This window comes from Pantoea sp. JKS000250 (genome assembly GCF_003201065.1).
Taxonomy (GTDB): domain Bacteria; phylum Pseudomonadota; class Gammaproteobacteria; order Enterobacterales; family Enterobacteriaceae; genus Pantoea; species Pantoea vagans.
This window is the reverse complement of sequence record NZ_QICZ01000001.1, coordinates 3,807,413-3,822,753: the sequence shown is the minus strand read 5'-3', so window position 1 is coordinate 3,822,753 and position 15,341 is coordinate 3,807,413. Positions and strand designations below refer to the sequence as shown.

13 protein-coding genes are annotated in these 15,341 nt (G+C 55.2%); 6 read left to right on the top strand and 7 right to left on the bottom strand.

Going from position 1 to position 15,341, the window contains the following annotated elements:
- Window positions 1-32: 32 nt before the first annotated feature.
- The 4 genes from potA to potD are packed head-to-tail and all read left to right on the top strand — an operon-like array spanning window position 33 to window position 3,817.
- The gene (potA, locus tag BY447_RS18085) at window positions 33-1,148 is read left to right on the top strand and encodes a spermidine/putrescine ABC transporter ATP-binding protein PotA (RefSeq protein WP_110331720.1); all 1,116 of its coding nucleotides are present in this window, start codon (window positions 33-35) and stop codon (window positions 1,146-1,148) included.
- Window positions 1,141-1,992, top strand: a complete 852-nt coding sequence (potB, locus tag BY447_RS18080; RefSeq protein WP_107320173.1) for a spermidine/putrescine ABC transporter permease PotB — start codon at window positions 1,141-1,143, stop codon at window positions 1,990-1,992. Before potA ends, potB begins: the two co-directional genes overlap by 8 nt.
- Window positions 1,989-2,762, top strand: coding sequence for a spermidine/putrescine ABC transporter permease PotC (gene potC, locus BY447_RS18075; RefSeq protein ID WP_110331719.1), 774 nt, complete (start codon window positions 1,989-1,991; stop codon window positions 2,760-2,762). Before potB ends, potC begins: the two co-directional genes overlap by 4 nt.
- A gap of 11 nt (window positions 2,763-2,773) precedes the next feature.
- A complete protein-coding gene (potD, locus tag BY447_RS18070; protein WP_033782667.1) occupies window positions 2,774-3,817 on the top strand; it encodes a spermidine/putrescine ABC transporter substrate-binding protein PotD in 1,044 nt (347 codons plus the stop codon).
- 342 nt (window positions 3,818-4,159) lie between these two features.
- Here potD and cobB read toward each other — a convergent pair whose 3' ends face one another.
- The 4 genes from cobB to lolC all read right to left on the bottom strand — a co-directional run bounded on the left by cobB (window position 4,160) and on the right by lolC (window position 8,280).
- On the bottom strand, window positions 4,160-4,993 hold the full coding sequence (gene cobB, locus BY447_RS18065; RefSeq protein WP_110331718.1) for a Sir2 family NAD+-dependent deacetylase: 834 nt from the start codon (window positions 4,991-4,993) through the stop codon (window positions 4,160-4,162).
- 146 nt (window positions 4,994-5,139) lie between these two features.
- Window positions 5,140-6,384: a lipoprotein-releasing ABC transporter permease subunit LolE gene (gene lolE / locus BY447_RS18060; RefSeq protein ID WP_033782665.1), complete on the bottom strand. Its 1,245-nt coding sequence runs from the start codon at window positions 6,382-6,384 to the stop codon at window positions 5,140-5,142.
- Window positions 6,384-7,088, bottom strand: a complete 705-nt coding sequence (lolD, locus tag BY447_RS18055) for a lipoprotein-releasing ABC transporter ATP-binding protein LolD (protein WP_110331717.1) — start codon at window positions 7,086-7,088, stop codon at window positions 6,384-6,386. The genes lolE and lolD overlap by 1 nt, the downstream gene beginning before the upstream one ends.
- Entirely contained in the window at window positions 7,081-8,280 is a 1,200-nt protein-coding gene (lolC, locus tag BY447_RS18050) for a lipoprotein-releasing ABC transporter permease subunit LolC (protein WP_013357480.1), read from the bottom strand. The genes lolD and lolC overlap by 8 nt, the downstream gene beginning before the upstream one ends.
- Before the next feature lie 247 nt (window positions 8,281-8,527).
- On the opposite strand from lolC, the gene BY447_RS18045 reads away from it, so the two are divergent.
- Both BY447_RS18045 and mfd read left to right on the top strand, forming a co-directional pair.
- Window positions 8,528-8,737 carry a hypothetical protein gene (locus BY447_RS18045; RefSeq protein ID WP_013357479.1) on the top strand — a complete coding sequence of 70 codons (210 nt, stop codon included), beginning with the start codon at window positions 8,528-8,530 and terminating at the stop codon, window positions 8,735-8,737.
- 227 nt (window positions 8,738-8,964) lie between these two features.
- Window positions 8,965-12,408 (top strand): transcription-repair coupling factor, encoded by a 3,444-nt coding sequence (gene mfd / locus BY447_RS18040; protein ID WP_110331716.1) that lies wholly within the window; start codon window positions 8,965-8,967, stop codon window positions 12,406-12,408.
- Window positions 12,409-12,540: 132 nt separating this feature from the next.
- On the opposite strand, the gene BY447_RS18035 is transcribed toward mfd, so the two are convergent.
- From BY447_RS18035 to BY447_RS18025, 3 genes are all read right to left on the bottom strand, one after another.
- The gene (locus BY447_RS18035; protein WP_033732285.1) at window positions 12,541-13,083 is read right to left on the bottom strand and encodes a glycine zipper 2TM domain-containing protein; all 543 of its coding nucleotides are present in this window, start codon (window positions 13,081-13,083) and stop codon (window positions 12,541-12,543) included.
- 518 nt (window positions 13,084-13,601) lie between these two features.
- On the bottom strand, window positions 13,602-14,003 hold the full coding sequence (locus BY447_RS18030) for a hypothetical protein (protein WP_323859495.1): 402 nt from the start codon (window positions 14,001-14,003) through the stop codon (window positions 13,602-13,604).
- A gap of 311 nt (window positions 14,004-14,314) precedes the next feature.
- Window positions 14,315-14,878: an Ail/Lom family outer membrane beta-barrel protein gene (locus BY447_RS18025; RefSeq protein ID WP_013357475.1), complete on the bottom strand. Its 564-nt coding sequence runs from the start codon at window positions 14,876-14,878 to the stop codon at window positions 14,315-14,317.
- Between the last annotated feature and the right edge of the window lie 463 nt (window positions 14,879-15,341).

Here is a 15,341-nt window from a genome sequence, read left to right as displayed (position 1 = left end):
ACCTGTTCGACCCTAGACAGACTGAGACTAAAATGACGCAAACACGCGCACAGCAGGCGCTGGTTACGCTTTCTGGCATCAGTAAAGCTTTTGATGGTAAGACCATCATTGATGATTTTAACCTGACCATCCATCACGGTGAGTTCATCACCCTGCTCGGCCCGTCGGGCTGTGGCAAAACCACCATTCTGCGCCTGATTGCCGGACTGGAAGCGGCAGATCGCGGCCGTATTTCGCTCGATGATCAGGACATTACTGATACGCCGGCCGAACACCGTCACGTCAATACCGTGTTTCAGAGCTATGCGCTGTTTCCGCATATGACGGTATATGAAAACGTCGCCTTTGGCCTGCGGATGCAGAAAACCCCGGCGGCGGAGATAACGACCAGAGTCAATGACGCGCTGGCAATGGTGCAGCTGGAAAGCTTTGCCGATCGCCGCCCGCATCAGCTCTCTGGCGGCCAGCAACAGCGTGTGGCGATTGCCCGCGCAGTAGTCAATCGTCCTGAAGTGCTGCTGCTGGACGAATCCCTATCGGCGCTGGACTATAAGCTGCGCCGTCAGATGCAGAACGAGCTGAAAGCCCTGCAGCGTAAGCTCGGCATCACCTTTGTCTTTGTCACCCACGATCAGGAAGAGGCGCTGACCATGTCCGATCGCATCGTGGTCATGCGCGACGGCAAGGTCGTGCAGGACGGTACGCCACGCGAAATCTACGAAGAGCCCGAAAACCTGTTTGTTGCCCGCTTTATCGGCGAAATTAATGTCTTTGATGCTGAAGTGCTCGCCAGCGACCGCGCGCCAGACGTGCGTGCCCGGGTCGAGGGACGCGAGTGCGAGATCCACTGTACTTTCCCGGTCAGCGTGGGTGACCGGCTTCATGTGCTGCTGCGTCCGGAAGATCTGCGGGTGCAGGAGATCCACGGTGACAGCGCATCAGATGGCCTGATTGGCTATGTGCGCGAACGTAATTACAAAGGCATGACGCTGGAGTCTGCGGTAGAGCTGGAGAACGGTAAGCTGGTTACGGTCAGCGAGTTCTTTAATGAAGATGACCCGGACGTTGATCACTCGCTTAATCAGAAGATGGCCGTGAGCTGGGTGCCGGGATGGGAGGTGGTACTGCCCTATGAAGCGGATGCGTAATGGTTTTCAGAAGGGGGTCATCGCCCTGATTGTCGGCTGGCTGACGCTGTTCGTCTTTGTGCCCAACCTGATGATTTTTGTCACCAGTTTTCTGACGCGCGATGATGCACATTTCGTCAGCGCGGTGTTGACCTTCAGTAATTACACCCGGCTGCTCGACCCGCTCTATGCGCAGGTGCTGCTGCACTCGCTGAGCATGGCGCTGATTGCCACGATCGGCTGTCTGTTGCTCGGCTATCCCTTTGCATGGTGTCTGACAAAACTCACACCGCGCCTGCGTCCGCTGATGCTGTTTCTGTTAATTGTGCCTTTCTGGACCAACTCGCTGATCCGTATTTACGGCCTGAAAATTTTCCTCAGCACCCGTGGCTGGCTGAATGATTTCCTGCTGTCGCTGGGGCTGATCGATAAGCCGTTTCGCATCATGTATACCCCGGAAGCGGTGATCCTCGGGCTGATCTACATTCTGCTGCCGTTTATGGTGCTGCCGCTCTACTCCAGCCTGGAGAAGCTGGATAAACCGCTGCTGGAAGCGGCGCGCGACCTCGGTGCCGGTAAGCTGCAGACCTTTTTCCGTATTATTCTGCCGCTGACCATGCCGGGCATTATTGCGGGCTGTCTGCTGGTGTTGATCCCGGCGATGGGGCTGTTCTACGTCGCCGACCTGATGGGCGGCGCAAAGAATCTGCTGATTGGCAACGTCATCAAAAGTCAGTTCCTCAACATCCGCGACTGGCCATTTGGCGCGGCTACCAGCATTGTGATGACGCTGTTGATGGGATTGCTGTTGCTGATTTACTGGCGCGCGGCGCGACTGCTGAATAACCGGGTGGATTTAGGATGATGGCACGCCTGTTACGCGGCAGTTTTATGGCGATTATTTACGCCTGGTTCTATATACCGATTGTTATTCTGATCGTGAATTCGTTTAACGCCTCCCGCTTTGGCATTAACTGGCAGGGTTTCACGACCCGCTGGTACAGCCTGCTGCTGAACAATGACAGTCTGATTCAGGCGGCGCAGCACTCGCTAATCATGGGCGTGCTCTCAGCCAGCTGTGCCACACTGATCGGCGCACTCACCGCTGTCGCTCTCTTTCGCTATCGTTTTCGCGGCAAGCCCTTTGTCAGTGGCATGCTGTTCGTGGTGATGATGTCGCCGGACATTGTGATGGCTATCTCCCTGCTGGTGCTGTTTATGCTGCTGGGCATGTCGCTGGGCTTCTGGTCACTGCTTTTTTCCCACATTACATTTTGCCTGCCGTTTGTGGTGATTACCGTCTACTCACGTCTGAAAGGTTTTGATGTGCGCATGCTGGAAGCAGCCAAAGATCTGGGGGCCAGCGAAACCACCATTCTGCGCAAAATCATTCTGCCGCTGGCGATGCCAGCCGTTGCCGCCGGATGGTTACTGAGCTTTACCCTGTCGATGGATGATGTAGTGGTCTCTTCCTTTGTCACCGGTCCGACGTTTGAGATTTTACCGCTGAAGATCTACTCGATGGTAAAAGTTGGCGTCTCTCCGGAAGTGAATGCGCTGGCCACTATTTTAATGCTGCTGTCACTGCTGCTGGTCGCGGCCAGTCAGTGGCTGCTGCGTGACAGAAATAAATAAGAGGATTGAGGATGAAAAAGAGATCTCACTGGCTGGCGGCAGGTGCGCTGTTGCTGGGTATGAACGTGGCGCAGGCAGACAACAGTAATACCCTCTATTTTTACAACTGGACCGAATATGTGCCGCCGGGGCTGCTGGAGCAGTTCACGAAAGAGACCGGCATTAAAGTGATCTATTCGACCTATGAATCCAATGAGAGCATGTACGCCAAACTGAAAACCTGGAAAGATGGCGCTTACGATCTGGTCGTGCCGTCAACCTACTTCGTGGCAAAAATGCGTAACGAAGGGATGCTGCAGAAGATCGACAAAAGCCAGCTCAGCAACTTCAGCAACCTTGATCCCGACCTGCTGAATAAACCCTTCGATCCTGACAATAACTACTCGATTCCCTATATCTGGGGCGCGACGGCAATCGGTGTCAATACCGATGAGATCGACGTGAAAAGCGTGACCCGCTGGGCCGATCTATGGAAGCCGGAATATAAGCAAAGCCTGCTGCTGACCGACGACGCGCGCGAAGTGTTCCAGATGGCGCTGCGCAAGCTGGGATACTCCGGCAATACCCGCGATCCTGAGCAGATCAAAGCCGCTTATTCTGAGCTGAAAAAGCTGATGCCCAATGTGCTGGCCTTCAACTCTGATAATCCGGGTAATCCCTTTATGGAAGGCGAAGTGAATCTGGGCATGCTCTGGAATGGCTCAGCGTATGTCGCACGTCAGTCTGGCACGCCGTTAGCGATCGTCTGGCCTGAAGAGGGCGGCATTTTCTGGATGGATAACCTCGCGATACCGGCTAACGCGAAGAACAAGGCGGGCGCGCTGAAGCTGATTAACTTCCTGCTGCGTCCTGACGTCGCGGCGAAAGTGGCGGAAACTATCGGCTATCCTACACCGAACCTCGCGGCAAAGGCGTTGCTGCCACCCGCTGTGGCGAACGATCCGTCACTCTATCCACCTGCTGACGTAATTAAGCACGGTGAATGGCAGGATGATGTGGGCGACGCCAGCCTTCAGTACGAAACCCTGTTCCAGCAGCTTAAAGCGGGCCGCTAAAATTGATAAAAGGGGCGGCATTAGCCGCTCCGCAGACTGCTGGCAAAGCCAAAGCTGGGTGACCCTGGCTGCAACGCATTAGCATAAAGCGCAGGGAACACGGTCAGAAGAGGAAAGCGTCCCGCCGCCCGGATAAAAACGCCGGGAGCGTTTTTGAACAACGCAACGCGTTGGCCCGGCAACGGGCGCACTTCATGGATGAGGTGCGTCATCGCGCGGGACGAGCGGCCATGGATGGTTTAAGCGACTTTCTGATCTGACCGTGTTCCCTGTGCATACACGGTCTTACAGCTGGCCGTGGCAGACTTTGTCAGCAACTTCGGGCGGCCATCGCCGCCCCGCCTACTTATACAGCCCGCGCAGAAGGGTATGAACAAACTTCGGCACCACTTCACTCGCCAGGCCGTAATGCCGTTCGGCAAACTCGTTACCCACCTGGCTCGGCTCCAGGTTCAGCTCAACGGTGTGCGCGCCCTGCAGTTTGGCCTCATGCACAAATCCCGCGGCCGGATAGACATGGCCTGACGTGCCGATCGCGATAAAGTAATCGGCCTGTTCCAGCGCCTGGTAAATCTGCTCCATGCCCAGCGGCATCTCGCCAAACCAGACCACGTGCGGCCGCAGCACAGAGGGGAACTGACAGCAGGTGCAGCGATCGTCCGGCGTGATATCGCCGGTCCACTCAATTACCTGACCGCTGGTGACACAGCGCACCTTTAACAGCTCACCGTGCATATGCAGCACCCGGCTGTTTCCGGCACGCTCATGCAGGTTGTCGATGTTTTGCGTGACCAGCAGGAAATTATCGCCTAACACCTGCTCCAGCTCCGCCAGCGCCAGATGGGCGGCATTAGGCTGGATGTCGGCTTCCTGCAGCTGCTGACGACGCGCATTGTAGAAACGCTGCACCAGCGCGGAATCGCGCTGAAAGCCTTCGGGCGTGGCAACGTCTTCAACGTGGTGCTCTTCCCACAGGCCATCAGCCGCGCGGAAGGTCCGGATGCCGGACTCCGCGGAAATGCCTGCGCCGGTCAGCACCACAACATGCGGCTGGGGATGAGCGGCCAGTTCGACCTGACGATCGCGCTCAAAAATGCGCTGGCGAAAGCGCTGATGCACTTTTCTCCGGGTTTTCTTCAGGCGGGCAAGTCGTATGCGGCGACGTGGTGTACGCATAAAATCTCCTGGCGTAGCAGCTGCGGCGAGCCGCTCTAAACAGATTCCGGGTTAACATCACCCGATAGTAACGGTTGCTGAGGGCATGACCCAACAGCAAAGGTCTTAAACAGATGCGGCGCGAAATTACTCGCGCCGCATTTTTATCACTGACCGCTTAATACCCGAGCCGGGTCAATGCGGCTGGCGCGTCTGGCGGGATACCAGCTCGCCAGCAGGCTCAGCAGAATGGCGGTAATCAGTACTGAGAACACGTCAATCCAGTGCAGTTCCGAGGGCAGGAAATCAATAAAGTAGATATCTCCTGCCAGCAGATGATGACCGGTGATTGACTCCAGCCCGCGCACCAGTGAGGTCAGATTCAGCGCCACCAGCACGCCAGCCACCACACCGCTGACGCTGCCCAGCAGGCCCGCCAGCAAACCGTACCAGATAAAGATGGCGCGGATCAGCCGGTCTTTCGCGCCGAGGGTACGCAGCACCGCGATATCGCTGCTCTTGTCCTTCACCGCCATCACCAGCGTGGAGACGATGTTAAAGCAGGCGACACCAATCACCAGCACCATCGCCAGATACATGATGGCGCGGATCATCTGAATGTCGCGGTACATATAGCCGTAGGTGCCAATCCAGCTCTTAATGTAGACGTAAGAACGGGTTGCTTCACCGGCATCGCGCACCAGTTTGACGGCCTGGAACGGGTCGGTCATCTTCAGCGCGATACCAGAGACGCTGTCACCCATATCCAGATAGTGCTGCGCATCGGCCAGCGGCACCAGCGCCAGACTGTGATCAAGCATGCCGCTGAGTTGCAGGATACCGCTGACCTGCAGCCGAATGCGTTTTGGCTGAAGCAGTTTGTTATCACCATCGTTATTCGGGATCATGATGGTGATCCAGTCGCCCTGCTTCACCTTCAGCGATTCAGCAATGCCGCCGCCCAGAATGATCTGCTGCTTACCGGCGGCAAAAGAGGACCAGGCGTTACCGGCGACAAACTGTGGCAGTGCGCTGAGGCGCGGCTCCTGGGCAGGATCAACGCCCTTCACCTGCAGCGCTTCCAGCCGGGCACCGCTCTCAATCAGGCCAGTGAAGTTGACATAGGGGGCTGCCGCCGCAATGCCGGGCACCTTTTCAATCGGCGCAATCATCGACTGCCAGTGCTGGAACGGCTGATTAACCGCCTCGATTTCACCGTGCGGCACCACCGCCAGAATGCGGTTATTCAGCTCACGCTCAAAACCGTTCATGGCGCTGAGGCCGATAATCAGCACCGCCACGCCCAGCGCAATCCCGATGGTGGAGATCACCGAAATCAGCGAAACCATGCCGCCACGACGGCGTCCACGGCTGAAGCGCAGGCCCAGCAACAGGGATAACGACGAACCCATTACAGCGCTCCTGCCAGAGTGAGCTGAACGCTTAACTGACCATCACGCATCTCCATCTGACGCGTCATGCGTTTTGCCAGCATCAGATCGTGCGTCACCACCAGAAAGGCGGTGCCCTGACGAACGTTCAGCTCGCCCAGCAGTTCAAAAATAGCATCGGCGTTGCGCGCATCCAGGTTACCGGTGGGCTCATCCGCCATCACCAGCCGTGGTCGGTTGACCAGCGCACGGGCGATCGCCACGCGCTGACGCTCGCCGCCGGACAGTTCAGACGGCCGGTGCGCGGCACGGTGGTCCAGCCCGACGGCGGCCAGCATCTCGCGGGCGCGATCCTGCGCTTCTGCTTTCGCGATTTTGCCAATCAGCAGCGGCATCGCCACGTTTTCCAGCGCGCTGAAGTCCGGCAGCAGATGGTGGAACTGATAGATGAAGCCCAGCTCGCGGTTACGCAGCTCGGCTTTGGCCGACGAGGACATGGCGTTCAGCGACTGACCATCAAACACCACATCGCCCGATGTCGGCGCATCCAGACCGCCCAGCAGATGCAGCAGCGTACTTTTACCGGAACCGGAGCTGCCGACAATCGCCGTCAGTTCACCGGGCTGAAGGCTGAAAGCCACATTGCGTAGCACATCGGTCTGCACGCTGCCTTCCTGATAGCGTTTGCACAGGTCGCGGCACTGCAACAAAGGAGTGTTACTCATAACGTAAAGCCTCAGCAGGTTGAACGGCGGCAGCGCGCCACGAAGGATAGAGCGTAGACAACAGCGCCACAATCATCGCGCTGAGGGCGATGGTGACCACCTGCCACACATTGATATCAACCGGCAACGCGGCACCATCGAGGAACAGGCCAATCACCGGCATTAAATTGTTGAGCTGGCTGGCGAGCAGCACACCGAGCAGCGTGCCGAGCAGCGTGCCGATAATCCCGGCGCTGGCACCCTGCACCATAAACACCGCCACGATTTGCCGGCGCGTCAGGCCCTGGGTTTGCAGGATCGCCACTTCGCCCTGCTTCTCCATGATCAGCAGGCCTAATGAGGTGATGATGTTAAAAGCGGCCACAGCGATAATCAGGCTCAGCAGCAGGCCCATCATGTTCTTCTCCATGCGCACCGCCTGGAAGAGATCGCCTTTGCGCTCACGCCAGTCTTTCCAGACAAGACCCTGGGGCAGCGTCTGCTGGCTGAGGCTGTCAACCGATAGCGGTTTATCCAGCCACAGCCGCCAGCCGGTAATATTCCCGGCCGGATAGCGCATCACGCGCGACGCATCCTGAAGATTAACCAGAATCTGATAACCGTCGACTTCGCTGTTGGCGGCATAGGTGCCTGCCACCGTAAACAGACGCTGGCTCGGCACGCGTCCCATCGGCGTAAACTGGCTGACCGACGGCACCATCAGACGCAGCTGATCGCCACGTTTTACGCCAAGCTGTGACGCCAGCTGTTCACCGAGGATCACATTGTACTGCCCGGCCTGCAGCACGCTCTGCTGGGTGTTCACCAGGAACGGCGTCAGCGGATCCTTTTCATCCGGCTCAATGCCCAGCATCACGCCAACCGAGACGCTGTGCGGGCTTTGCAGCACCACACTGGCGGTGGTCAGCGGCGCGATGCGGCTGACACCCTGCAAATTCAGCGAGTCAGCGGGTTGCTGTTGGGGATTGAGACTGCCTTTATCACTGGTGATCAACGCCTGAGGCATCAGGCCAAGAATATTGCCTTCGAGTTCACGCTCAAAACCATTCATCACCGATAACACGGTGACCATCGCCAGCACGCCGAGCGTAATGCCAATCGTTGAGAGCCAGGAGACAAAGCGACCGAAGCGATCCGATGCTCGTCCGCGCATGTAACGCAGACCGATAAATAGCGCGACAGGTTGATACATGGAATCCAGTTAGCCGTTGCCTGAAAATAGGTAGGGGGATGATAAAGGAGCGGCTCGCTTTATGAAACCTCTAACCCTCTGAGTCGGCAGCAAAGTTGCGTCAGGATACGTCACATTCACGACCAAAGCCGCAGAATAGACGATAAAGCCATCGCTTATTGGCTGATTATCCAGCGCCCTGGCGCGTAGACTACAATCTGTAACAGGATAAGAGGGTATTTATCGCACAGCGATAGAGGTAGCGACCATGTTGAAATTTCCCAAAGGCAGTATTGTTAAACATCAATCCGGGGAAATCAGAGGCGAAATCATCAACGTCTTTGAGCAGGGAAGCGCACCAGCCGGCTACTACGTAAAGTGGGACGACGGCAACCTCAGCTATCATCCTGAGCAGGAGTTATCCTGGGCAAATATCGACCGCCCACGCATGTATTACACACAGCAATCCATAAAATAGAATGCCCGTTTAACCCCGTCGCTGCAGAGCGACGGCGGTTTTTTCTGATCCCGCTCCAGACTCGTCTATCCTCTCTCTATCCGCTGTATTACCGCCGACGCCCGGTAATGGCTGACCGATCCCCGTGTTCAGCGCGGCGCGGCAGGAAAATTGTGCCGCAAAGGTGATCCCCCTGACATAATATGGAATGATTACGTCCTGGAAAAATGGAGCAACCCCGAGATCCCATGCCCGAACAGACTCGTTATACCCTGCCCGTTAAATCCGGCGATCACCGCCAGCTCGGCCAGCTCATCGGCGCTGCACATGCGGTAGAGTGTGCCAGCATTACCGAACGTCATGCTGGCCCGGTATTGATGATTACCCCCGATACCCAAACCGCCCTGCGTCTGCTGGATGAAATCCGTCAGTTTACCGATCTGCCGGTGGTGCACCTCGCCGACTGGGAGACGCTGCCGTATGACAGCTTCTCGCCGCATCAGGATATTATCTCCGCGCGCCTCTCGACCCTCTATCAGCTGCCGGTGATGCAGAGCGGCATGCTGATCATGCCGGTCAACACCCTGATGCAGCGCGTCTGTCCGCACAGTTTCCTGCACGGTCATGCGCTGGTGATGAAGCAGGGACAAAAGCTGTCACGCGACCGGCTGCGCGATCAGCTTGAGCAGGCAGGTTATCGTCATGTCGATCAGGTCATGGAGCACGGCGAATACGCCACGCGCGGCGCCCTACTCGACCTGTTCCCGATGGGCAGCGATCAGCCCTATCGCATCGACTTTTTCGATGATGAGATCGACAGCCTGCGTCTGTTCGACGTCGATAATCAGCGCACGCTGGAAGCGGTGGCAGAAATTAACCTGCTGCCTGCGCATGAATTTCCCAGCGACAAAGCCGCCATTGAGCTGTTCCGTAGCCGCTGGCGCGAAATTTTTGATGTGCGCCGCGAGTCGGAGCACATCTATCAGCAGGTCAGCAAAGGCACGTTGCCTGCGGGCATCGAATACTGGCAGCCGCTGTTCTTTGAGCAGCCGTTACCCAGCCTGTTCAGCTATTTGCCTGACAACACCCTGATTGTGAACTGCGGCGACCTCGAAGGCAGCGCCACCCGCTTCTGGCAGGATGCTGAGGCGCGCTATGAGAACCGCCGGGTGGACCCGATGCGTCCACTGCTGGAGCCGGTCACTCTGTGGCTGCGTCCCGATGCGTTAATGGGTGAACTGAAAGCCTGGCCGCGCATCCAGATGACCAATGAGGTGCTGCCTGCCAAAGCTGCCAACACCAATCTCGGTTATACCCCGCTGCCAGACCTCACCGTTCAGGCGCAGGCGAAAGCGCCGCTCGATCATCTGCGGCAGTTTATTCAGACCTTCAGCGGCGCCGTGGTCTTCTCGGTAGAAAGTGAAGGCCGTCGCGAGAGCCTGCAGGAGCTGCTGGCACGGATTAAACTGCGTCCTCAGCCGGTGCACCGTTTTGATGAAACCGTCGACGATCGTTTCACGCTGATGATTGGGGCCAGCGAGCGCGGTTTTATCGATACCCAGGGCAACCGGGCGCTGATTTGCGAAAGCGATCTGCTGGGCGAACGCGTCAGCCGTCGCCGTCAGGATACCCGTCGCACCATTAACCCGGACATTCTGATTCGTAACCTGGCGGAGCTGCATCCCGGCCAGCCGGTGGTGCATCTGGAGCACGGCGTGGGCCGCTATATCGGCCTGACTACGCTGGAAGCAGGCGGCATTGAGGCGGAATACCTGATGCTCTCCTATGCCAACGACGCCAAACTCTATGTGCCGGTTTCATCGCTGCACCTGATCAGCCGCTATGCGGGCGGGGCTGACGATAACGCGCCGCTGCACAAGCTGGGCAGTGACGCCTGGTCACGCGCGCGGCAGAAAGCGGCGGAGAAAGTACGCGATGTAGCAGCTGAGCTGCTGGACATCTATGCCCAGCGCGCCGCTAAAACCGGCTTTGCCTTTAAGCATGACCGCGAGCAGTATCAGCTGTTCTGCGAAAGTTTCCCGTTTGAAACTACGCCCGATCAGGCACAGGCGATCAATGCCGTGCTGAGTGATATGTGTCAGCCGCTGGCGATGGATCGACTGGTGTGCGGCGACGTGGGCTTTGGTAAAACGGAAGTGGCGATGCGCGCCGCGTTTCTGGCGGTAGAAAACCACAAACAGGTGGCCGTGCTGGTGCCGACCACCCTGCTGGCACAGCAACACTACGATAACTTCCGCGATCGCTTCGCCAACTGGCCGGTTCGCATTGAGATGCTATCCCGCTTCCGTACCGCCAAAGAGCAGGCGCAGGTACTGGAACAGGCCAGCGAGGGCAAGATCGACATTTTGATCGGCACCCACAAACTACTGATGAGTGACCTCAAGTGGCACGATCTCGGCCTGCTGATTGTCGATGAAGAGCACCGGTTCGGGGTGCGTCATAAAGAGCGCATTAAAGCGATGCGTGCCGATGTGGACATCCTGACCCTGACCGCCACGCCGATTCCGCGCACCCTGAACATGGCCATGAGCGGCATGCGCGATCTCTCGATTATCGCTACCCCGCCTGCCCGCCGTTTAGCGGTAAAAACCTTTGTCCGTGAATACGACGATCTGGTGATCCGTGAAGCGATTCTGCGTGAAGTTCTGCGTGGCGGCCAGGTTTACTACCTCTACAACGACGTCGAAAATATTGAGAAAGCGGCGCAGCGTCTCAGCGATCTGGTGCCAGAAGCGCGGGTAGCGATTGGTCATGGACAGATGCGCGAGCGTGAGCTGGAGCGGGTGATGAACGATTTCCATCATCAGCGTTTCAACGTGCTGGTCTGTACCACCATCATCGAAACCGGGATCGACATTCCGACCGCGAACACCATCATCATTGAGCGGGCCGATCACTTTGGTCTGGCGCAGCTGCATCAGCTGCGTGGTCGCGTCGGTCGTTCGCATCATCAGGCTTACGCCTGGCTGTTGACGCCGCATCCGAAGTCTATGACCACGGACGCGCATAAACGCCTGGAGGCGATCGCCTCACTTGAAGATCTGGGCGCCGGCTTTGCGCTGGCAACCCATGACCTGGAGATTCGCGGAGCGGGCGAACTGCTGGGTGATGAGCAGAGCGGACAGATGGAGACGCTGGGCTTCACGCTCTACATGGAGCTGCTGGAGAATGCCGTGGATGCGCTGAAAGCGGGTCGCGAGCCATCACTGGAGGATCTCACCAGCAACCAGACCGAGGTGGAACTTCGCATGCCAGCGCTGCTGCCCGAGACCTTTATCCCGGATGTCAGCACCCGTCTTTCACTTTATAAGCGCATTGCCAGCGCGGAGGTTGAAGAGGAGTTGCAGGAGCTGAAAGTTGAGATGATCGACCGCTTCGGCCTGCTGCCTGACCCTGCGCGTAATCTGCTGGACGTGGCGATTATTCGCCTGAAAGCCCGCGCGGTCGGTCTGCGTAAGATTGAAGCCAGCGACAAAGGTGGCTATTTCGATTTTGCGCCGCAGAACAAGGTCGATCCGGCATGGCTGATTAGTCTGCTGCAGAAAGAGCCGCAGCAGTGGAAACTGGATGGGCCAACACGCCTGCGATTTACCCGCGAGCTGTCGGAAAGAAAAATCCGTATGGATTGGGTGCAGGGCTTCGTTTCACAACTGGCTGAGCATCAGGCGTAACCCTCTGCCCGCGCTTTGCTGAGCTAATCGGTAAAGTGCGGGAAAATGGCGATAAAAAAGGCGCATCTTTGAGATGCGCCTTTTTCATTACGTCGTGCTGTGTGGCCGCGAGTGCGGCAAAGCTTTGCCCAATTACGCCTGGTCACCGTTGAGAATCAGCTGACCATTGCGATCCAGTGGAATACGCGTGCCGGGGTCATTTTCCATACGGATTTTACCCTGCTGATCGCCTATTTTATAGGTCACGTCATATCCCAGTTTTTTCTCTTGTTTGTCGTACACTGTTTTACAGCGCTGTTCGGTTGTCGTGTAGGTATCACGATCCTGCAGTCCGCCCTGGACCTGATTACCCGCATAACCGCCTGCCAATGCACCTGCTACCGTCGCAACATCCTTACCGCGACCGCCACCGAACTGGTGACCCAGCACTCCACCTGCCACTGCACCTAATACAGAGCCAGCAAGACGGTTTTCATCCTGTACGGCCCGACGATGCGTCAGTGTGACATTACGGCACTCCTGACGTGGCTGTCTGATGCTCTCTTTGATTGGCGTTGCAGCCAGTACCTGAGCGTATTGAGGACCGCGATCAAACACGTTCATGCCTGCTACGGCGGCAACACCCAGCGCTGCTGCCACACCAATACCGATACCCGCTAACATTGATTTATTCACAGGAAGTTCCTCCTGAAAAGTGTTACCGCGCAATCCTGCTGTTAAAGCATCCTCAGTAATTGAGGTATAACCGGCGTGCGCGACGCGCCGTGTTTGTTGAGATGAAGTTTTACAGATGGACCGAAAATGCAACATCAGATAAATGGAGGAAATTGGTCACATTGCTATCAGGGCCAGTTTTTAGGAGAGTTCCGAGGTACAGCGAATTATTACTGGTACCGATTTAAGCCAGAAATTTAAGTATTTAAATCAATGTGATAAACCTTTACAAAGCGTTATAAAGACGCTGACTGCCTGTTCTGGTAACGGCATTTCCATCGCTACCTGTCAGCAGGTTACTGACTATGCCGTAAACGTGGACATTCATTGCTGAAGCAATCAGGCTTCAGGAATGAAGGAAGAGAAAACTAATCAAAAATACTCTCTGACGGGCATTCCTTCACGTCGCTCCAGCCCACTACGGCGCCGTCTGGAGTGAGATTTTTGATGGACACGCTATCGCCTGAATATTCAGAGCCTTAGACCACGATATCGTAGTCATGGTTAGCCTGAGGAATAAATTCAGCAGTGGCAGATTTTTGAGTGTTCTGGTTGTACCCAGTCTCAGTCCAGTAGTGGATGATCCGAATCATTTGTCCCGGCTTCAGGGTGAACTCATTGATGAAAGCACCATTATTATCAGATGAGGCTGGCATACCTATTCGTTTATTCCCTGTGACAGGGATACCCAGAATGGCAAAGCCAGAAGTAATACGGCGTTCCAGTACTTTTTTATAGCAACCTGAACCCTGCTTTTCAAAGAACTGAAGAGCCGTATTGCCCTCTGAAGCGACGCGAATCCGGGCCGCATCCTGTCCTTTATAATCATCCAGAGAAGGTCTGAAACCTGCGGTGCAGCCACTCAATAATAGTGCTATCAATCCGGAGATGATGTTTTTTCCGCCATTGTTTATTGTCCTTAATTTAACTGAAATAAAAATGGGATTATTTTAATGATGTCGGAGCCGGGTGCCTGTTGCGTTGCACAGTCTTTATGGGGCGATGCAACTATTAAACAAAATGGCTGGCCAAATCATTGTGCAAAGACTTTATTAATCCTGCGAGGAAAATAAAATAAGGTATCTATATCTGACAACTAACTAAGACCTGAGATTCATTAAATCTTACCCTTCACAGGCCGCAAAAAAACAACCCTGACCAGATGATCAGGGTTGCAGATTTTAGCGTTAAATCAGAAACGGTAGCCGATACCAATGTTGAAACCATTGATAGCAACATCTTCGTTATATTTCACGCGAGTACCTTCATAGCCAACACTCACAGAGAGGTTGCTGACTGGATTCACGACAATACCTGCGCCATAGGCAAAAGAGGATTTATTTTCGCTATAATCTTCGGAATACGCTCCGAGATAAGTCACGTTCTCATCCACTTTGGTATGGGCAACACCGATCAATCCATAGAAGCTGACATAGTCATTGATACGATATGCCGGACCAGCCATCAGTGAGTAATATTTCACTTTAGTTTTGCCGTCATACCCGCTGACATCGCCATAAAAATCTTCGCGCTCAGAAAAACTTTGATCGCCTTTCAGATAGCTGAACGAACCAATAACGCTGAGAGGAGAGTCCCACTCATAGCGATACTGAACATTGACACCGCGAATGTTTTTGAAGTCATCAACTTTGCTTTGAGCATAGCCGATCGAGACAGTGTGATTATCAGCCAGCGCATTGCTGCCCACGAACAAACCGCCACACAGTAATGCCAGCATCGTTAACTTAGAGGTCATCTGGTTAATTCCTTTTCATAATTTAACATTATTTCCCTGCGCTTATCGCAGGACTTCGTTCCCTGAATCACCCATACCCGACGGACTGGTTATCGTTTTATCAATCCGCCTGTACCGGCCAGGAATTTCCTTTAGCGCTCCGCGCCTTATGCTCAGACAGGGTCGGAGTGCATCTGTTTATACCCGGGTGTTTTAAAACAGGCTGACCTGTGGAAATCTGGGATTTAAATCCCACTCGTTCACAATGGCATTTCGTCCATTTAATTTGAGTTAAGTCAGGAATTTCACCACCTGAATAACTAATGTACTTTATTTATTAATCCATTTTCAGGGCATTATTAGACCAAAAATAATCAGAGGTATCAAGACCGCATCGCCACAAAAAAAAGAAAAATCACCGAAAATATTATCCCTAATACATCCAGAAAACCACACGGTTTTATACCGTCTATTAACACGGATT